Consider the following 18,787-nt stretch of genomic DNA (forward strand, 5'->3'; position numbering starts at 1 on the left):
ACGGCCTCCCCGGGCCGCAGCCGGCGGTCCTGTCCGGCGGGCTCCACCAGCAGGTGGAGTTCGGCCCGGCCGCCGTTGCGCACCAGCACCGGGGCCGCGCTGCCCGTCCGCCGGACGGCACCGAACCGAAGTCGCCGGTCCGCGGCATGGTGGTCCCCGGACGCACCGGGCTACTCGGCCGGCGTCTCCTCCCGGGTGCGCTGGTGCGGGATCACCACGGCCCCCTGCTGGAGCGCCACCGTGCGGGCCGGCGCCGGTATGCGGATGCCCTCCTCGCGGTAGCGGCGGTGCAGGCGCTTGATGAACTCGTGCTTGATGCGGAACTGGTCGCTGAACTCGCCGACGCCGAGGATCACCGTGAAACCGATCCGCGAGTCGCCGAACGTGTGGAAGCGGATGGCGGGTTCGTGGTCCGGGACCGCGCCGGTGATCCCGGTCATGGTCTCGGCGATGACCTCGTGCGTGACCCGCTCGACGTGGTCCAGATCGCTGTCGTAGGCGACACCCACCTGCACCAGGATCGTCAACTGCTGCTCGGGGCGCGTGTAGTTGGTCATGTTCGTCTTGGCCAGCTGGCCGTTGGGGACGACCACCAGGTTGTTGGAGAGCTGCCGGACGGTCGTCTGGCGCCAGTTGATGTCCACGACATAGCCCTCCTCGCCACTGCTCAGCTGGATGTAGTCGCCCGGCTGGACGGTCTTGGAGGCGAGGATGTGGATGCCCGCGAAGAGGTTGGCGAGGGTGTCCTGGAGGGCGAGCGCGACCGCAAGGCCGCCCACGCCCAGCGCGGTGAGCAGGGGCGCTATGGAGATGCCCAGTGTCTGGAGCATCACCAGGAGGCCGATCGCGAGGACCAGCACCCGGGTGATGTTCACGAAGATCGTGGCCGAACCGGCCACCCCGGAGCGGGACTGGGTGACCGACTGCACGAGCCCGGCGATCACCCGCGCCGCCGACACCGTGACCGCGAAGATCAGCAGCGCCTGGAGGCACTGGTTCGTGTGGTGCTGGACCGTCCTGGTCAGCGGCAGCACCGCGGCCGCGGACGCCGCCCCGCCCGCGAGCGCCGCCCACGGGACCACCGTGCGCAGCGCGTCCACGATGACGTCGTCACCGCTCCAGCGGGTCCGCTTCGCGTGCCTGGCCAGCCAGCGCAGCAGCCCGCGCGACAGAAAGGCCGCCAGCAGGCCCGCCGCGAGGGCGATTCCGGCCAGGACCAGGTCATCAACGGTGAGCGCTCGGTTCACCGGTTACCTCCCCTTCGGTAGTGCAACCGCCCATCCTGCCGTATCCGCACGGAGGTTCGGGCGCCCGCTGCCGGCCCTGACCGTGCACCGGCCCGGACTGCGCGACGACACCCGGCTCCTCGGCACGGCGGCCGTGGTGCCGGCCGTGGCCGGCGAGTTCGGCGGCTGCTGGGCGGCGGCCCGGCTCAGGGGCGAGCCGCCGGCGGTCGCGGTCCGCGTGGGCACGCTCATGAACGCCCGCGGGCTCATGCGGCTCATCGCCCTGAACGTCGGCCTCGCGGGCCGGAGTCGTCGGCGACGCCCTGTTCTCCGCACCGGTGCCCGTGGCCCTGGTGACCACGGTGATGACCGCCCCCGTCCTCTCCTGGCCCGCCCGGAGGGACACCGCCGGGGCCCGGACCGGACCGGCGACGGAGCAGGGCCAGGAGGTGGTCCGCACCTGACCCTCGGCACCCTCCTGACGACGCTCGGTTGACGCAGCCTGCCGCTCGGCGGCGGGCTGTCGCGCAGTGATCGTCAGGGCGCCCGGGGGGCTTCGCCGCCGGCGGTCCGGCGGCCGGGACCGGACGTCCGGGCGGCGGCCCGGGCGGGCGCCGAGGCGGGCGGGGCGGCGCTGGAGTGGCTGGTCAGTCACCCGTGAAGGAGCCGTGCCGGCCCGCCCCCGCCGCGAACCGGGCCGCGCCCTCCAGGCCCTCCGCCAGCACGCCCATGCCGTAACGGATTTCGGCGTCCATCGCCACCGGCTCGGCCAGCCCCTCCTGGTCCAGCACCGAGGCGCGGTCGCTGCGCAGGCAGGCCTGGGGGAAGGCCGCGACGGAGGCGGCCAGCTCCTCGGCCGCCTCGCGGGAACCGCCGGGCGGGACCAGCCGGTTGGCCAGGCCCATCTCGTAGGCCTCGCGGGCCGGGACCGGGCGGCCGGTGAGGATCAGGTCCAGCGCCCGGCTGGTGCCGATCAGCCGGGGGAGCCGTACCGTGCCGCCGTCGATCAGCGGCACGCCCCAGCGGCGGCAGAAGACGCCGAACACCGCGTCCTCCTCGGCGACGCGCAGGTCGCACCAGAGAGCCAGCTCCAGGCCCCCGGCAACGGCGTGCCCGGCGATCGCCGCGATCACGGGCTTGGAGAGGCGCAGCCGGGTCGGGCCCATCGGGCCGTCGCCGTCCGGCGCGACCCGGTTGCCGTGCCCGGCGCCCATCGCCTTGAGGTCGGCACCCGCGCAGAACGTGCCGCCCTCACCCCACAGCACCGCCACCCGCGCCTCGTCGTCCGCCTCGAACTCCCGGAAGGCGTCAGCCAGTTCGGCCGCCGTCGGCCCGTCGACCGCGTTGCGCACCCCGGGCCGGGAGAGGACGACCGTGGTGACGGGACCCTTGCGTTCCAGACGGACCGGCATGCGTTTCCTCCGCGGCGAGCTCTCAGATGACCTTCAGTCGCACCAGCGCTCCCAGTGTCAGGGCTCCCGGCAGCAACGGCACCCACACGGTGATGATCCGGTACGCGAGGACGACGGCCGTGGCCACCGCCACCGGGCCGCCGGCCGCCACCAGCGCCACGATCAGCGCCGCCTCCACCGAACCCAGGCCGCCCGGCGTGGGGATCAGGGCGACGGCGACCGTGGCCGCCAGGTACGCCAGCGCCACGTGCGCGGGCGGCACGTCGAGGCCCAGGGCCCGCCCCACCGCCACCAGACCGCCCGCCTGGAGCGCGGGGAAGGCCAGCGAGCCGCCCCACAGCGCCAGCGCCCGGGACGGCCGCGTGTGCACCGAGCGGGCCTCGCCCAGGGCGCTGCGCACGAAGCGGAACAGCGGCTCGCGCACCCGCCGGACCAGGAGCAGCGCGGCCGGCGCCACGACGACCAGGGCGCCGGCGACGGCCAGGACCGGTCCGACGCCCCCGTCGGGGAGCAGACCGTCGAGCCGCAGGGCGTCGGGAAAGGCGACGAAGAACACGGCCGTCAGGCCCACGCGGGCGATCGACTCGGCGAGCAGATAGAGGGCGAGCGCGGCGGAGGAGGTGGCGAGCGGCACCCCGCACACGGTCATGAACCGCAGGTTGACCGCGCCCGAGCCGAGACCCGTGGGCAGCAGGTGGTTGGCCGAGCCCGCCGCGAGCTGGGTGGCCAGCAGCCGCCAGCGGGGCAGCGGCTGGACGACCGCACCCTGCCGGGTGAAGGCCGCGGCCACCCAGCTCAGGCAGGTGGCACCGCCGGCCGCGAGCAGCCAGGGCCAGGAGGCGTCGCGCAGGTGGCCGAAGCCCTCGACGAGGACCGGCCAGTGCTGCACCGCGATGACCGCGACCAGCACGAGCGGAATGAGCGTGAGGACGTGCCGCCAGGGAACACGGCGGGCGAGCCGGGGGAGACGGCTCTCACGGAAGCCGGGGATGCGTACCGCTGTCACACCGGGAGAGGTTTTCCGCGCCGCCCCAACTGCGGGTGGCGGAAGAGGAGACACCGGATGACGGCCGGGAAGCGGGTGAGGGGGGAGGTCCACCGGGAAGCCCACCTGCGGCTTCGTGGCGCTGAGCGGGGGCTGCGCAGGGCTCATCGGGTCCTTCGTACGGGGGGACGGCGAGCGGACATTGACCTCAACGATGCTTGAGGTCCTACGTTCTCCCTCATGAGTATGGAAACCACCGCCTGGACGCAGCTGCACAGCGTCATGACCGCCCAGCAGGAGCGGCGCCCGTTCGACCGGGCCACGCTGCGCCGTATCGCCGCCTTCGCCCGCCCGCACCGGGGCGGCATAGTCCGTTTCGTCCTCCTCGGTGTGCTGACCGCCCTGCTCGCCGTCGCCACCCCGGTGCTCGCCGGCCATGTCGTCGACGCGATCGTGTCGGGCCACGACACCGGCACGGTCGTACGGCTGTCGCTGCTGATCGCGCTGGTCGCGGTCACGGAGGCGGCGCTCGGGGTGCTCGGGCGGCGGCTCTCGGCGGCGCTCGGGGAGGGCCTCATCCTCGACCTGCGCACGGCTGTGTTCGATCATGTGCAGCGGATGCCCGTCGCGTTCTTCACGCGTACCCGTACGGGAGCGCTGGTCAGTCGTCTCAACAACGACGTGATCGGCGCCCAGCGGGCCTTCGCCAACACCCTCTCCGGCGTCGTCAGCAACCTGGTCACGCTGCTGCTCACGCTCGTGGTGATGCTCACCCTGTCCTGGCAGATCACCCTGCTCGCGCTGGTGCTGCTGCCGCTGTTCGTGGTGCCCGCGCGCCGGATGGGCGGCCGGATGGCGCGGATGCAGCGGGAGGCCGCCGCGCTCAACGCGGCCATGGGCACCCGGATGACGGAGCGGTTCTCCGCGCCCGGCGCCACCCTGATCAAGCTCTTCGGCCGCCCCGAGGAGGAGTCGGCGGAGTTCGCCGCGCGCGCCGCCCGGGTCCGGGACATCGGCGTACGCACCGCCACCGCCCAGTCGGTGTTCATGACCGCCCTGACCCTGGTCTCCTCCCTCGCCCTCGCCCTGGTCTACGGCCTCGGCGGCTGGTTCGCCCTGCGCGGCACCCTGGAGCCGGGCGCGGTGGTCTCCCTGGCCCTGCTGCTGACCCGCCTCTACGCCCCGCTGACCTCCCTGGCCGGGGCCCGTGTCGAGGTGATGAGCGCGCTGGTCAGCTTCGAGCGGGTCTTCGAAGTGCTCGACCTGAAGCCCCTGATCGAGGAGAAACCGGACGCCCGCGAGGTCCCCGAGGGCCCGGTCGCCGTCGAGTTCGAGGACGTCCGCTTCGCCTACCCGGCCGCCGACCAGGTCTCCCTCGCCTCCCTGGAAGAGGTCGCGGTCCTCGACTCGCGCGGCGGCAGCGAGGTCCTGCACGGCATCTCCTTCCGCGCCGAACCCGGCCAGACGATCGCCCTCGTCGGCTCCTCCGGCGCCGGCAAGTCCACCATCGCCCAGCTGCTGCCGCGCCTGTACGACGTCGACGAGGGCACCGTCCGCATCGGTGGCACCGACGTCCGCGACCTGACCGCCGGCTCGCTGCGCGCCACCCTCGGCATGGTCACCCAGGACGGCCACCTCTTCCACGACACCGTCCGCGCCAACCTGCTGCTCGCACAACCCGCCGCCACGGACGAGGAGTTGTGGGACGCGCTGGACCGCGCCCGGCTCGGCGAGGTGGTCCGGTCGCTGCCCGACGGCCTGGACACGGTGGTCGGCGAGCGGGGCTACCGGCTCTCCGGCGGCGAGCGGCAGCGGATGACCATCGCCCGGCTGCTGCTGGCCCGCCAGCGCGTGGTCATCCTCGACGAGGCCACAGCCCACCTCGACAACACCTCGGAGGCGGCCGTCCAGGAGGCCCTGGCCGAGGCGCTGGAGGGGCGTACCGCGGTCGTCATCGCGCACCGGCTGTCGACGATCCGGGCCGCCGACCAGATCCTGGTGGTCGAAGCGGGAGAAATCGTGGAGCGCGGCACCCACGAGGAACTCCTGCTGGCGGACGGCCGGTACGCCGAACTGCACCGCACCCAGTTCGCGGAGGTGACCACGCCCTGACGGAGCGTTCACACCGCCGTCATATTTTCCTGTGAGTGGCCAAGGGGAGCGCTCCCCCACTTGACGGCCGTGGTCCGGACCTTTAGCTTCACGCCTTAAACAAAGCCTCACGGATGTGCCCAACGCCCAGTGACCCCACGCGCGTTGGGCGCACTCCGTGCTGCCGCCCCCCGCGTGAAAGGCCAACCTCCGCAATGGCCAGACCCCTTCCCACGGCTGTCGCCCTCGCCGCCCTTTCGCTCTCCGCAGGCCTGCTCGCCGCCTCCCCGGCACAGGCCGCCACCGGCGCCATCACCGGCCTCGCCGGCAAGTGCCTCGACGTCGCCGGCGCCAATTCCGCCGACGGCACCGCCGTACAGCTCTACGACTGCAACGGGACCGCCGCCCAGCAGTGGACCCGCGGCAGCGACGGCACCCTCCGGGCCCTCGGCAAGTGTCTCGACGTGACCGGCAACTCGACCGCCGACGGCGCCAAGCTGCAACTGTGGACCTGTACTGGCGGCGCGAACCAGCAGTGGACCGTGTCGTCCGCCAACGACATCGTCAACCCGCAGGCGAACAAGTGCATGGACGTCACCGACAACAACTCCGCCAACGGCACCCGGATACAGATCTGGACCTGCGCGGGCACCGCCAACCAGAAGTGGACGGCCCCCGCGGCCGACGGCGGCGGCACCACCCCGTCGTCGCCGATGGCCGTGGCCCCCTACCTCTACAACGGCTGGGGCGACCCGCCGAGCCCGACCACCATCACCAACGCGACCGGCGTGAAGTACTACACGCTCGCGTTCGTCCTCAGCAACGGCTACTGCAACCCGCAGTGGGACGGCAGCCGGGCGCTGACCGGCGGCGTCGACCAGAGCACCATCAACACCGTGCGGGCCAACGGCGGTGACGTCATCCCGTCCTTCGGCGGCTACAGCGGCAACAAGCTGGAGAGCTCCTGCTCCAGCGCGAGCGAGCTGGCGGCGGCCTACCAGAAGGTCATCAACGCCTACGGCGGGCTCAAGGCCATCGACATCGACCTCGAAGCCGACGCCTACAGCAGCGGGACCGTGCAGCAGCGGGTCGTGGACGCGCTGAAGACGGTGAAGGCCAACAACTCCGGCCTGAAGGTCTACATCACCATCGGCACCGGCCAGAGCGGTCCGGACACCAGCCTGATCAACCGGGCCGCGTCCTCCGGGCTGACCGTCGACGCCTGGGCCATCATGCCATTCGACTTCGGCGGCGCGGGCCAGAACATGGGCAACCTCACCACCCAGGCGGCCGAGGGGCTCAAGAACGCGCTGAAGAACGCGTACCACTACAGCGACGACCAGGCCTACCGGGACATGGGCATCTCGTCCATGAACGGCATCACCGACAACAACGAGACGGTGACCGTCAACGACTTCCGGACCATCCTCGCCTACGCCCAGCAGCACCACCTGGCCCGGCTCACCTTCTGGTCCGCCAACCGCGACCGGCCCTGCACCGGCGGCTCCGCCGACAGCTGCTCCGGCGTGAGCCAGTCGAACTGGGACTACACGCGCGTCTTCGCCGGATACACCGGCTGACCCCCTCCGCACGCCGCCTCCAAGGAGAACCAGTGCCTTCCCTTCCCCGGGGCCGCAGAGCAACGGCCGCCGCAGCGGTGGCCGTTGTCGCCGCCTCCCTGCTCACCGCGGCGGGCGCCGCCTCGCCCGCGTCCGCCGCCACGCTCCCCAGCGGCAACACCACCCTGCTCAACGCGGCCAGCGGCAAGTGCGTGGACGCCAAGGCCGCCGCCACCGCCGACGGCACCGTCGTCCAGCAGTACACCTGCAACAACACCACCGCCCAGCAGTGGAGTTTCACCGCCACCAGTGGCGGCTACGTCCGCATCAGCAACGCGAACAACACCAACGAGGTCCTGGACGTCACCGACGTCTCCACGGCCGACAACGCGGCCGTGCAGATGTGGACCTACGGCGGCGGCAACAACCAGCAGTGGCTGCCCGTCGACGACGGCGGCGGCGCCTACCACTTCGTCAACCGCAACAGCGGCAAGTGCCTCGACGACCCCGGCGCCTCGACCGCGGACAGCGTGCAGTTCGTCCAGTACACCTGCAACGGCACGCAGGCCCAGCGGTTCCAGGTCGTCCCGGTCACCCAGTCGAGCAACCCGGACCTCGGCTCCAATGTGGTCGTCTTCGACCCGTCGATGTCCGCGTCGACCATCCAGAGCAAGCTGAACTCCATCTTCCAGCAGCAGGAGACCAACCAGTTCGGCTCCCAGCGCTACGCGGTGATGTTCAAGCCCGGCGCCTACAACGCGGACGTCAACGTCGGCTTCTACACGCAGGTGCTCGGCCTGGGCCTGTCGCCCGACGCGGTCTCCATCAACGGCGCGGTGCACGCGGAGGCCGACTGGTTCCAGGGCAACGCCACCCAGAACTTCTGGCGCGGCGCCGAGAACCTCTCCGTCAACCCGGCCGGCGGCAGCGACCGCTGGGCGGTCTCGCAGGCGTCCGCCTACCGGCGGGTCCACCTGCGCGGCAACCTGGCCCTGGACGACGGCGGCTGGTCCAGCGGCGGCCTGATCGCCGACAGCCAGATCAACGGGCAGGTCAACTCCGGCAGCCAGCAGCAGTGGCTGACCCGCAACTCACAGCTCGGCAGCTGGACCGGCTCCAACTGGAACATGGTCTTCGTCGGCAGCACGGGCGTGCCCTCCACCACCTTCCCCAGCCCGCCGGACACCACGGTCGCGCAGAGCCCGGCCTCGCGTGAGAAGCCGTTCCTGTACGTCGACGGCTCCGGCAACTACCAGGTGTTCGTCCCGTCCACCCGCACCAACTCCTCCGGCACCAGCTGGACCTCGGGCTCGGCGGCCGGTACGTCCCTCTCCCTCGACAGCTTCTACGTCGTGAAGCCGGGCGCCACCGCCTCCCAGATCAACGCGGCCCTGACGGCGGGCAAGAACCTCCTGGTCACCCCGGGTGTCTACCACCTCGACCAGACCCTGCAGATCAACCGCGCCGACACCGTCGTCCTGGGCCTCGGCCTCGCCACCTTCGTCCCGGACAACGGCGTCACCGCCATGAAGGTCGCCGACGTGGACGGCGTCAACATCGCGGGCCTGCTCTTCGACGCCGGCACCACCAACTCCGCCACCCTGGTGGAGGTCGGCCCGAGCGGCTCCTCGGCCTCGCACGCGTCCGACCCGACCTCGCTGCACGACGTGTACTTCCGCGTCGGCGGCGCGGGCGTCGGCAAGGCCACCACCAGCCTGGTCGTCAACAGCAGCAACGTCATCGGCGACCACATGTGGATCTGGCGCGCCGACCACGGCTCCGGCGTCGGCTGGACCACCAACACCGCCGACACCGGACTGATCGTCAACGGCAACAACGTGACCATGTACGGCCTGTTCGTCGAGCACTTCCAGAAGTACCAGACCATCTGGAACGGCAACGGCGGCAAGACGTACTTCTACCAGAACGAGATGCCGTACGACCCGCCGAACCAGTCGGCCTGGATGAACGGCTCGACCAAGGGCTATGCGGCCTACAAGGTCGCCGACTCGGTCACCAGCCACCAGGCGTACGGCCTCGGCAGCTACTGCTACTTCAGCACCAACCCGGGCGTCGTCGCCGACCACGCGATCGAGGCGCCGACCAACTCGAACGTCAAGTTCACCAGCATGGTCACGGTCTCCCTCGGCGGTACCGGCACCATCACCCACGTCATCGACAACAGCGGAGGCCCGTCGAACTCGTCGACCAACGTGGCGAACCTGACCTCGTACCCGTGACCGTCGGTACCTGAGCCGGACGGTGGGTGACCCGGTGTCTCTGCCGGGTCACCCACGGTCGTCCCGCGGACGGCGCGTGTGGAAACGGCGTGACCTGGATACCCGGACCGAACGGCAGCACGGCCAGTCCGGAAGTCAGGCACGCCATGGGCAGTGAGATCCAGCGCTCCGAAACCACCCTCCGGGTCAACGGCAAACCGCACACCCTGCTCCTCGACCACCGGCGCGTCCTCCTGGACGTGCTCCGCGAGGACCTCGGCCTGACCGGCGCCAAGAAGGGCTGCGACCACGGCCAGTGCGGTGCCTGCACCGTGCTGGCCGCCGGCCGCCGGGTGAACAGCTGCCTGCTGCTCGCCGTCGCCCTCGACGGCAGCGAGATCACCACGATCGAGGGCCTGCCCGCCGACGGCGAGGGCCCCCACCCGCTGCAACGTGCCTTCCTCGACCGGGACGCCTTCCAGTGCGGCTACTGCACACCCGGCCAGATCTGCTCCGCCGTCGGCATGCTCGCCGAGGCCGCCGCCGGACACCCGTCGCAGGTCACCGACCCCGCCGCGCCCTCCGGCCGGCCCGTCCCGCTGGACCGGCCCGAGATCCGCGAGCGGCTCAGCGGCAACCTGTGCCGGTGCGGGGCCTACCCGCGCATCGTCGAGGCGGTCGAGGACGTGATCCCGTGAGGTCCTTCGACTACGTCCGCGTCCGCACCCCCGAGGAGGCCGTCGAGGCCTTCGCCGCCCGCCCCGGCGCCCACTACCTGGCCGGCGGCACCAACCTCGTCGACCTCATGAAGCTCGGCGTCGAACAGCCCACCGCGCTGATCGACGTCAGCCGCCTCCCGCTGGACCGGCTGGAACAGCTGCCGGACGGCGCCCTGCGCATCGGCGCCACCGTCCGCAACAGCGACCTCGCCGCCCACCCGCTCGTCCGCGACCGCTACCCGGTGCTGTCCCAGGCCCTGCTCGCCGGCGCCTCCGGCCAGCTGCGCAACGTCGCGACGACCGGCGGCAACCTTCTCCAGCGCACCCGCTGCGGCTACTTCCAGGACCCCGGCAAGCCCTGCAACAAACGCGAGCCGGGCAGCGGCTGCGGCGCACTCGACGGCGTCCACCGCGACCACGCGGTCCTCGGCCACTCCCCGCACTGCATCGCCACCAACCCCTCCGACATGGCCGTGGCCCTCGCCGCCCTCGACGCCCGCGTCGAGCTCTACGGCCCCGAGGGCGCCCGCACCCTGGACCTGACCGACTTCCACCGGCTGCCCGAGGACCACCCCGAGCGGGACACCGAACTCCGCCCCGGCGAGCTGATCACCGGGGTGCTGCTGCCCGCGGCCACGGCCGGCGCGCCCTCCGCCTACCGCAAGGCCCGCGACCGGGCGTCGTACGCCTTCGCCCTCGCCTCCGTCGCCGTCGTCCTGCGCGTCGCAGGCGAGCTGGTCACCCAGGTGGGCCTGGCCTTCGGCGGCCTCGCCCACCGGCCCTGGCGGGCCCGGGTCGCGGAGGCGGCCCTGCTGGGCGAGGCGGCCACCCCGGCGGTCTTCGCCAGCGCCGTCGACCTGGAACTCGCCGCCGCCCGCCCGCTGCCGGACAACGCCTACAAAGTGCCCCTCGCCCGCAACCTCGCCCTGGACGTCCTGGCCCGGCTCGCCCCCGCGGCCGTCCCGCTCTGACCACGGAGCGTTCCACTCCGACCCCGGAGGTCCCCATGGCCCGCACCGCCGCCCTCGGCAGTCCGGTCGAGCGCCGGGAAGGGCTCGCAAAGGTCACCGGCGCCGCCCGCTACGCCGCCGAGCACCCGCTGCCCGGCCGCGTGCACGCCCGCGCCGTCCCCGCCACGGTGGCCCGCGGCCGGATCACCGGCATCGACACCGGCCCGGCCCGCGCCGTCCCCGGCGTCCTCACCGTCCTCACCCACGAGAACGCCCCGCACCTCGCCGAACCCGAGGACGCCACCCTCGCCCTGCTCCAGAGCCCCGACGTACCGCACCGGGGCTGGTGCGTCGCCCTGGTGGTCGCCGAGACCCTGGAAGCGGCCCGCGCCGGAGCCGCCGCCGTACGGATCACCTACGACACCGTCGGCCATGACGTCGTCTTCACCCCCGGCCACCCGGGCGCCCGCGAACCGGAGGAGGCCAACGGCGGCCAGCCCGCCCGCTGCCGGCGCGGCGATCCGGAGGCCGCCTTTGCCGAGGCCCCCGTCCGCCTGGACGTCACCTACCGCACCCCGCCGCTGCACAACCACCCGATGGAGCCCCACGCGAGCACCGCGTACTGGGACCGCGGCCGGCTCACGGTGTACACCTCCAGCCAGGGCACGAGCGACGTCCGCAGCGTGCTCGCCGGGCTGTTCGCCCTGCCCGTCGACCGGATCACGGTGCGGGCCGAGCACGTCGGCGGCGGCTTCGGGTCCAAGGGCTCCGCGCGCCCGGACGTGGTCCTCGCCGCCATGGCCGCCCGGCACACCGGCCGGCCGGTCACCCTGGTCTACCCGCGCCGCCACCTGCCCACGGTCGTCGGCCACCGCGCCCCCACCCTCAACCGGATGCGGCTGGGCGCGACCCGGGACGGCCGGCTCACCGCCCTCCTGCACGACGTGACCACCCACACCTCGCCCGTCCGGTCCTTCGTGGAGATGGCGGGCACGACCTCCGGGGTCATGTACGCCACCTCGAACCTGTACTACGTGCACCACGTCGTCCCGCTGGACGTGCCCAGCCCCTCCTGGATGCGCGCACCCGGCGAGGCCACCGGCATGTACGCCCTGGAGTCGGCGATGGACGAACTGGCCGACGCGCTCGGCACGGACCCCGTCGAGCTGCGGATCCGCAACGAACCCGACCGTGAACCGGCCGGCGGCCTGCCCTTCAGCAGCAGGCACCTCGTCGAGTGCCTGCGCGAGGGCGCCCGCCGGTTCGGCTGGAACCGCCGGGTGCGCCGCGCCGAGGGCCCGCTGCTGATCGGCACCGGGGTGGCCGCCGCCACCTACCCGGTGCTGGCCTACCCGTGCACGGCGACCGCCGAGGCCTGCCCGGACGGCGGCTACCGGATCCGCGTGAACGCCGCCGACATCGGCACCGGCGCCCGTACCGTCCTCGCCCAGATCGCCGCCGACGCGCTCGGCGTACCCCTGCACCGGGTCCGTACCGAGATCGGCGACAGCGACCTGCCCCCGGCACCGGTGGCGGGCGGCTCCTCCGGAACCGCCTCCTGGGGCTGGGCGGTGTACGAGGCCTGCGCCCGGCTGCTGACCCGGCTCGCGGACCACACCGGGCCGCTGCCCGAGCGGGGGATCGGGGTGCGCGCCGACACCAGCGGGCGCGCCGACGCCGACAGCCCCTACGCCCGCCACGCGTTCGGCGCCCACTTCGCGGAAGTCGCCGTCGACACCGTCACCGGCGAGGTCCGGGTGCGCCGGCTGCTCGGCGTCTACGCGGCCGGGCACATCCTCAACTCCCGTACCGCGCGCTCCCAGTTCGTCGGCGGCATGACGATGGGCCTGGGCATGGCCCTGACCGAGGGCAGCACGGTGGACGCGGCCCACGGCGACTTCGCGGAGGCCGACCTGGCCGCCTACCACATCCCCGCGCACGCCGACGTCCCCGACATCGAGGCGTACTGGATCGACGAGGACGACCCGCACCTCAACCCCATGGGCGCCAAGGGCGTCGGCGAGATCGGCATGGTGGGCACCCCCGCCGCCGTCGGCAACGCCGTCCACCACGCCACGGGCATCCGCTTCCGCACCCTGCCGCTGACCCCGGACCGGATCCTCACCGCTTTGAACGCACGGTGACCTTCGTGACCGGGGCCTGCTGCCCTTCGGCGGGCCGGTGGCCGCCGCGCAGGGCGGAGGCCACCGCGGAGACCAGGGCCATGCCGGCGGCCACGCCGAAGACGATGGCCAGGCCGTGGTGGAAGGGGCCCGAGACCAGCTGCGGGAAGAAGGTGTGGCCGGTCAGGACGGCCCGCTGGGCCTTGCTGACATGGTCCAGGACACCCTCCGAGGCGAGCAGGTGCTGGACCGGGTTGTTGCCGAGGAACGTCGCGAACAGCGTGCTCACCGGCGGCAGCGACGCGGCGTGTGCGGCGGAGGCGGCCGGCACGCCGTGCGCCACCAGGCCGCTCTTCAGCGTCGACGGGAGCGAGGAGGCGAGCCCGGACACCATCAGTGAGAAGAAGACGCCGATGGACAGCGCCGTGCCGGAGTTCTGGAAGGTGGACCGCATGCCCGAGGCGACGCCCCGGTACGCGGCCGGCACACTGCCCATGATCGACGAGGTGTTGGGCGCCGAGAACATGCCCTGGCCGAGGCCGTTGAGCAGCAGCAGCGCCGCGAACAGCCCGTAGTCGAAGTCGACGGGCAGGGCGAGCAGCCCCAGGAAGGACGCGGTGACGACGAGCAGACCCGCGGTGGAGAAGAACCGGGCGCCGAACCGGTCCGACAGGTACCCGGACACCGGCCCCGCGATCAGGAAGCCCAGCGTCAGCGGGAGCATGAAGATGCCGGCCCACAGCGGGGTGTCCTCGAAGTCGTAGCCGTGCAGCGGCAGCCAGATGCCCTGCAGCCAGATGATGAGCATGAACTGCAGGCCGCCGCGCGCGATCGAGGTCAGCAGCGCGGCCACGTTGCCCGCCGCGAACGCCCGGTTCCGGAACAGCGCCAGGTTGAACATGGGCTCGGCGACCCGCGTCTCGATGACGCAGAAGGCCAGCAGCAGGGCCACGCCGCCGATCAGGCCGGTCAGTACCCACGGGTTCCCCCAGCCGGTGGCGCTGTCGCCGTAGGGCTGGATCCCGTAGGTGATCCCGGCCAGCAGGATGCCGGCGCCGGCCGCGAAGGTGAGGTTGCCGAGCCAGTCGACCCGGCCGGGGCGGCCCGTCGAGGTCTCGCGCAGGCTCAGGTACGACCAGATCGTGCCGGTGATGCTGACCGGGACGCTCACCCAGAACACCGCACGCCAGTCGACGACGGCGAGCAGACCGCCCGCCAGCAGACCGAGGAACTGCCCGGCCAGCGCGGTGATCTGGTTGACGCCGAGGGCCATGCCGCGCTGCCGGGCCGGGAACGCGTCGGTCAGGATGGCGGCCGAGTTGGCCGTGAGCATCGACCCGCCGAAGGCCTGCACGATCCGCCACAGGATCAGCCACAGGGCGCCCGCCCCCGCGCGGAACGGATCGAGCGACAGCGCCACCGACGCGCACGCGAAGATCAGGAAGCCCAGGTTGTAGATCCTCACCCGGCCGAACATGTCGCCGAGCCGCCCGAGCACGACCACCAGCACGGCGGACACCAGCAGGTAGCCGAGGATCATCCAGAGCAGATAGCCGATGTTGCCCGGCGCGAGCGGGTCGAGCCCGATGCCGCGGAAGATCGCCGGCAGCGAGATGATCACGATCGACGCGTCCATCGTGGCGATCAGCACGCCGAGCGTGGTGTTCGACAGCGCGACCCACTTGTAACCGGGCCCGGCGGGGGTGTCCTTGCGGCGGGCGGAGCGCAGGGCGGCGGACCACCCGTGCCCGCTCACAGCCGCTCCGCCAGCCGGTCGAGGAGCGGCAGGGCGGCCCCGAGCGTCGCGCGCTCCTGCTCGGAGAACGTGTCGAGTACGGCCGCGAGCCGCTGGACCGACTCGGAGCGCCGCTCGGCGAGCACCGCCCGCCCCTCGTCGGTGGCCGCCACGATGCTCCGCCGCCCGTCCGCGGCGTCCGGGGTACGACGGACCAGGCCGCGCTGTTCGAGCTGGGCGAGGGTGCTCGCCATGGCCTGCGGCCGCACCCGTTCCGTCTCGGCGAGGGCGCTCGGGGAGTCCGGACCCTCGCCCGCGAGCCGCGCAAGGACGGACACGCCCGACAGGGACACGTCCCCCACGGCGTGCGCCTGCCGCAGCCGCCGCGTCACCCGGCCCACCGCGAGCCGGAGGTCGGAGGCGAGCCGGCCGGCGTCGCTCAGGTCGCGTATACCGCCGCCATCGGCGGTTGTGTCTGCCTTCACGTGTACTAACACTAGGTTGAACAGTCCGAACTGCTCAACCTACCGTTAGTAAATACCGCGATCAGCGGGCCAGGCGGTGGCGCCGGCCGCCGCGCCGCAGCCGGAACGCGGCGTAGCCGAGGTCGGCGAGGAACACGGCGGCACCGATGACGAGCAGATAGAACAGCCCGTGGACGGCGAATCCGATGATGCCGAGGACGAGGGCCACGAGGATCAGGAGCAGGAACAGACTCATCGGCTCTCCCGGACGGGCTCGGTGGTCAGCGGCGGGCCAGGCGGCGCTCGCCGCCCGCACCCGGGACGTAATCGAGTTCGTAGTGCGCGAACACCGCCGGCTCCGCGGCCGCCGGCAGCTCGCCGTCGGTGTCGATCGACGGGGCCTTCTTGACCACGTCCTTGCGGTACGCGACCTTCAGGTAGGCCGGGCCGACGGTCGCCTCGGCGACCGGGACGAACACCAGGCGGCGGCGGGTGGGCAGCCCGACCGTCACGGTCACGAAGCGGGGCCTGTCGGTCGTGGTGTCCACGTAGACCGACTCCAGCACGCCGATCCTGTGCCCGGCGACGTCGACGACGTCATGGCCGCGCCACTCTCGGATGTCGGTTGCTTCGAACATCGGGCACCTCCATCCTGCAGGTACCCGGTGCGGACCCCGGCAGTCATGGAGCCACGCGGATGCCCACCACACACGTGTCGTCGTCGGTGTCGGACCGGCTGTGCGCCAGCAGCCGGTCCACCTGCTGGTCCAGGGCCGGGGGCACCGTGCGGGCGGCCTTCAGCAGCTGCGCGAGGGACTCCTCCACGGACCGGTCACGGCGTTCGACCAGGCCGTCCGTGTACATCAGCAGGGTGTCGTCGACCGCGAGTTGCACCTCGTGCTCCTGGTACTCGGCCTCCGGCAGGGCACCCAGCAGTATGCCCCGCACCAGGGGCAGCGGCTCCGCCTCGCCGGCGCGCAGCAGGACCGGCGGCAGGTGGCCGGCCCGGGCCCAGCGCAGGGTGTGGCGGTCGGGGTCGTAGAGGCCGCACACCGCGGTGGCGGTGACCGCGCCGGTGAGGTGGTGGGTCACCATGTTGAGCCAGGACAGCAACTGCCCCGGCCCGGCGCCGGTCACGGCGAGTCCGCGCAGCGCGTTGCGCAGGACGACCATGCTGGTGGCCGCGTCGATGCCGTGCCCGGCGACGTCCCCCACGCACAGCAGCACCCGTCCGGACGGCAGCACGACCGCGTCGTACCAGTCGCCGCCGACCAGGTGCTGGGTCTCCGCCGGCCGGTAGCGCACGGTCAGGTCCAGCCCGGGAACCGCCAGCGGAATCTGCTCGGGCGGCATGATGGCGTGCTGCAGCTGGAGGGTGAGCCGGTTGCGCTCGCTGGCCTGCTGCTCGGTGTGGGCGAGCTGGTCCCGGGTGGCGGCGAGGGCGACCTCGGTCCAGTGCTGGGCGGAGATGTCCTGGTAGGCGCCGCGTACGACGTACAGCTGGCCGTCGGAGTCGAGGACCGGTTCGGCCACGACCCGGATGTGCCGGGTGACCCCGTCCGGCCGCTGCAGGCGGAACGCGGTGGACGCCGCCCGGCGGTGGTGGAACAGGGTGCGCAGGAACCGTCCGATGGCCACGGCGTCGTCCGGATGGGCGTGCGCGGGCAGCTCCTCCAGCGCCACCGGGACACTGGAGGCGGGTCTGCCGAAGAGCTCGTACAGCTGCCCGTTCCAGGTGATCTCCGCGGTGAGCAGGTTCTCCTCGAAGCCGCCGATGCGGCCCAGGCGCTGGGCGTGCTGGAGCAGGCTGGCGAGCCGGGCCGTCTCGTCCTCGATGCGCCAGACGAGCAGCACGCAGTTCCCGTGCCGACTGATGTTGATGTCGGCGACCGCCGCGAGCGGCACCTCGTCGACCAGGGCGGTCAGCCGCATGCGGTGGGCACGGTAGGGCTCGCCGGTGGCGTGGACGCGCTCGATCCGTTCGAAGAGCTCGCTGTGACCGGCGGCCACCGGGTACGTCTCCAGCAGCAGCGCCCCGTTGACGACGCCCCGGGGGCGGCCCGCCGGATCCAGGAAGCGGCTGTTGACGTGGTGGATGCGGAAGTCGGTGAGGTCCCCGTCGACGTCCAGCACCGGAACGAGCACCAGGGCCGGGTCGTGGAGCCCGTCGGCCAGGTCCACCAGCTCCGACACGTCGGGCAGCACGCGCGGGCCGTAGGCGCCGTCCGGGTCATGCCGGGCGTAGGTCTCCAGGGTGTGCGCGCACAGCTCGGCCAGTGCCTCGATCTGACGGACGACGGGCGGGGGAGGGGGGTCCAGCGGGGTGGGCCAGGCGATCTCCAGGACACCGTGGATCCGTCCGCCGGTCCCGGCCGGCACGGCGACCCGGCCGCCCTCCGGATGCTGGTGCTGGCCGATGGACGGCACCCCCGTCTCGGCCAGGCTGCGGATCCAGTGGCCCGCGCGCCGCGCCAGCCCCCGGCGGGCCACGGTCGTCACCCCCGGCGGCACGTGCCGCCACCGCCCGGCCTCGGCGGCCGGGAACCCCGCGGAGCCCGCGAGGGCGAGCGAGCCGTCGGTGCCCAGGGCCCAGATGGCCACCGCCTCGGCACCGAGCGGTGTCAGGGCGTGTTCCAGCAGGGAGTCGGCCACGGCCTGGGTGTCGTGGGCGGCCAGCGCGCCGCTCTCGGCGGCCCGCAGCCGTACGGCCGAGGAGCGGCCCTCCGCCGGCTCCGCGGGCCGGGCTTCGTCCGCGGTGGCCGCGAGGAAGGCCGCGGTCACCTCCGAGAGCCGGTCGCGGGCCGCCTGGTTGATGACGTCGACCGCGAACTCGAGGGGTGTCACGCCCGCCTGACCGGCCAGCTCGGCCAGCTGCCGCGCCGCCTGTGCCGGGCCGCAGCGCAGCCGTTCGACCAGGATGCCCTTGGCCAGTTCGATCAGGGCACGCCCGTCGGCCTCCGCCTGCGCCGCCCGCACCTCCCGGCGCAGCCGCTCCACGGTCGCGGTGAGCCGGCCGACGGGCGACGGTCCGCCGGGCTCGGCCGGGCCGCCGACGGCACCGGCCGCGGTCCCGACGGCACCGGCCGCGGCCCCGGCGGTCCCGGCCGCGGTCCCGGCGGTCACGTCGGTCGTACCGCCGGTGGCCTCGGTCGTACCGACGGTGGCGTGGCTCACGTCGGCGGCCGCATGCGCTCTGTCGGCGCCGGCGTCGGCCGGTGTGATGCCCGCCGGCCCGGTCTCGTCCGGCATGGGCCGAGCGCCCGCCGGGAGCCGCGGGGCATGGGGATCGGGCGGTCGATGGAGG

The 18,787-nt window shown here is 73.0% G+C and carries 15 protein-coding genes; 7 read left to right on the forward strand and 8 right to left on the reverse strand.

Annotation, left to right across the window (positions count from 1 at the left end):
• Nucleotides 1–170: 170 nt before the first annotated feature.
• Nucleotides 171–1,247 (reverse strand): mechanosensitive ion channel family protein, encoded by a 1,077-nt coding sequence (locus BLW82_RS37150; protein ID WP_093506023.1) that lies wholly within the window; start codon nucleotides 1,245–1,247, stop codon nucleotides 171–173.
• A gap of 317 nt (nucleotides 1,248–1,564) precedes the next feature.
• Here BLW82_RS37150 and BLW82_RS46100 point away from each other — a divergent pair, with 317 nt between their 5' ends.
• A complete protein-coding gene (locus BLW82_RS46100; protein ID WP_305729062.1) occupies nucleotides 1,565–1,690 on the forward strand; it encodes a hypothetical protein in 126 nt (41 codons plus the stop codon).
• Between the two features lie 183 nt (nucleotides 1,691–1,873).
• Here BLW82_RS46100 and BLW82_RS37160 read toward each other — a convergent pair whose 3' ends face one another.
• The gene (locus BLW82_RS37160) at nucleotides 1,874–2,638 is read right to left on the reverse strand and encodes a crotonase/enoyl-CoA hydratase family protein (RefSeq protein WP_093506025.1); all 765 of its coding nucleotides are present in this window, start codon (nucleotides 2,636–2,638) and stop codon (nucleotides 1,874–1,876) included.
• Nucleotides 2,639–2,660: 22 nt separating this feature from the next.
• Entirely contained in the window at nucleotides 2,661–3,644 is a 984-nt protein-coding gene (locus BLW82_RS37165; protein ID WP_256216074.1) for a lysylphosphatidylglycerol synthase transmembrane domain-containing protein, read from the reverse strand.
• A gap of 225 nt (nucleotides 3,645–3,869) precedes the next feature.
• Between BLW82_RS37165 and BLW82_RS37170 the strand changes: the two genes are divergently transcribed.
• The 6 genes from BLW82_RS37170 to BLW82_RS37195 all read left to right on the forward strand — a co-directional run bounded on the left by BLW82_RS37170 (nucleotide 3,870) and on the right by BLW82_RS37195 (nucleotide 13,305).
• On the forward strand, nucleotides 3,870–5,735 hold the full coding sequence (locus BLW82_RS37170; protein ID WP_093506029.1) for an ABC transporter ATP-binding protein: 1,866 nt from the start codon (nucleotides 3,870–3,872) through the stop codon (nucleotides 5,733–5,735).
• 194 nt (nucleotides 5,736–5,929) lie between these two features.
• Nucleotides 5,930–7,294, forward strand: a complete 1,365-nt coding sequence (locus tag BLW82_RS37175; protein WP_093506031.1) for a chitinase — start codon at nucleotides 5,930–5,932, stop codon at nucleotides 7,292–7,294.
• Nucleotides 7,295–7,326: 32 nt separating this feature from the next.
• Nucleotides 7,327–9,513, forward strand: coding sequence for an RICIN domain-containing protein (locus BLW82_RS37180; protein WP_093506033.1), 2,187 nt, complete (start codon nucleotides 7,327–7,329; stop codon nucleotides 9,511–9,513).
• A gap of 146 nt (nucleotides 9,514–9,659) precedes the next feature.
• A complete protein-coding gene (locus tag BLW82_RS37185; RefSeq protein WP_177233348.1) occupies nucleotides 9,660–10,190 on the forward strand; it encodes a (2Fe-2S)-binding protein in 531 nt (176 codons plus the stop codon).
• Nucleotides 10,187–11,182, forward strand: a complete 996-nt coding sequence (locus tag BLW82_RS37190) for an FAD binding domain-containing protein (protein WP_093506037.1) — start codon at nucleotides 10,187–10,189, stop codon at nucleotides 11,180–11,182. Before BLW82_RS37185 ends, BLW82_RS37190 begins: the two co-directional genes overlap by 4 nt.
• A gap of 35 nt (nucleotides 11,183–11,217) precedes the next feature.
• Complete coding sequence (locus BLW82_RS37195; protein WP_093506039.1) at nucleotides 11,218–13,305, forward strand: xanthine dehydrogenase family protein molybdopterin-binding subunit; 2,088 nt, start codon at nucleotides 11,218–11,220, stop codon at nucleotides 13,303–13,305.
• Here BLW82_RS37195 and BLW82_RS37200 read toward each other — a convergent pair.
• The 5 genes from BLW82_RS37200 to BLW82_RS37215 form a co-directional block, all read right to left on the reverse strand.
• A complete protein-coding gene (locus BLW82_RS37200; RefSeq protein ID WP_371131519.1) occupies nucleotides 13,283–14,920 on the reverse strand; it encodes an MFS transporter in 1,638 nt (545 codons plus the stop codon). The two genes, BLW82_RS37195 and BLW82_RS37200, sit on opposite strands and share 23 nt — an antisense overlap.
• A gap of 116 nt (nucleotides 14,921–15,036) precedes the next feature.
• Entirely contained in the window at nucleotides 15,037–15,504 is a 468-nt protein-coding gene (locus BLW82_RS37205) for a MarR family winged helix-turn-helix transcriptional regulator (RefSeq protein WP_177233188.1), read from the reverse strand.
• A 61-nt stretch (nucleotides 15,505–15,565) separates the two neighbouring features.
• Nucleotides 15,566–15,739, reverse strand: coding sequence for a hypothetical protein (locus BLW82_RS44720; protein WP_177233189.1), 174 nt, complete (start codon nucleotides 15,737–15,739; stop codon nucleotides 15,566–15,568).
• Between the two features lie 25 nt (nucleotides 15,740–15,764).
• Nucleotides 15,765–16,121 (reverse strand): PRC-barrel domain-containing protein, encoded by a 357-nt coding sequence (locus tag BLW82_RS37210; RefSeq protein WP_093506041.1) that lies wholly within the window; start codon nucleotides 16,119–16,121, stop codon nucleotides 15,765–15,767.
• Between the two features lie 43 nt (nucleotides 16,122–16,164).
• The gene (locus tag BLW82_RS37215) at nucleotides 16,165–18,732 is read right to left on the reverse strand and encodes a SpoIIE family protein phosphatase (protein WP_256216076.1); all 2,568 of its coding nucleotides are present in this window, start codon (nucleotides 18,730–18,732) and stop codon (nucleotides 16,165–16,167) included.
• Nucleotides 18,733–18,787: the final 55 nt, after the last annotated feature.

Source organism: Streptomyces sp. Ag109_O5-10, assembly GCF_900105755.1.
Lineage (GTDB): Bacteria > Actinomycetota > Actinomycetes > Streptomycetales > Streptomycetaceae > Streptomyces.

Coding starts and splice junctions, on each gene's coding strand:
- BLW82_RS37160 (WP_093506025.1), bottom strand. CDS start 2,638: ATGCCGGTCCGTCTGGAACGCAAGGGTCCCGTCACCACGGTCGTCCTC.
- BLW82_RS37170 (WP_093506029.1), top strand. CDS start 3,870: ATGGAAACCACCGCCTGGACGCAGCTGCACAGCGTCATGACCGCCCAG.
- BLW82_RS37175 (WP_093506031.1), top strand. CDS start 5,930: ATGGCCAGACCCCTTCCCACGGCTGTCGCCCTCGCCGCCCTTTCGCTC.
- BLW82_RS37185 (WP_177233348.1), top strand. CDS start 9,660: ATGGGCAGTGAGATCCAGCGCTCCGAAACCACCCTCCGGGTCAACGGC.
- BLW82_RS37195 (WP_093506039.1), top strand. CDS start 11,218: ATGGCCCGCACCGCCGCCCTCGGCAGTCCGGTCGAGCGCCGGGAAGGG.
- BLW82_RS37200 (WP_371131519.1), bottom strand. CDS start 14,920: ATGGACGCGTCGATCGTGATCATCTCGCTGCCGGCGATCTTCCGCGGC.
- BLW82_RS44720 (WP_177233189.1), bottom strand. CDS start 15,739: ATGAGTCTGTTCCTGCTCCTGATCCTCGTGGCCCTCGTCCTCGGCATC.
- BLW82_RS37210 (WP_093506041.1), bottom strand. CDS start 16,121: ATGTTCGAAGCAACCGACATCCGAGAGTGGCGCGGCCATGACGTCGTC.
- BLW82_RS37215 (WP_256216076.1), bottom strand. CDS start 18,732: ATGCCGGACGAGACCGGGCCGGCGGGCATCACACCGGCCGACGCCGGC.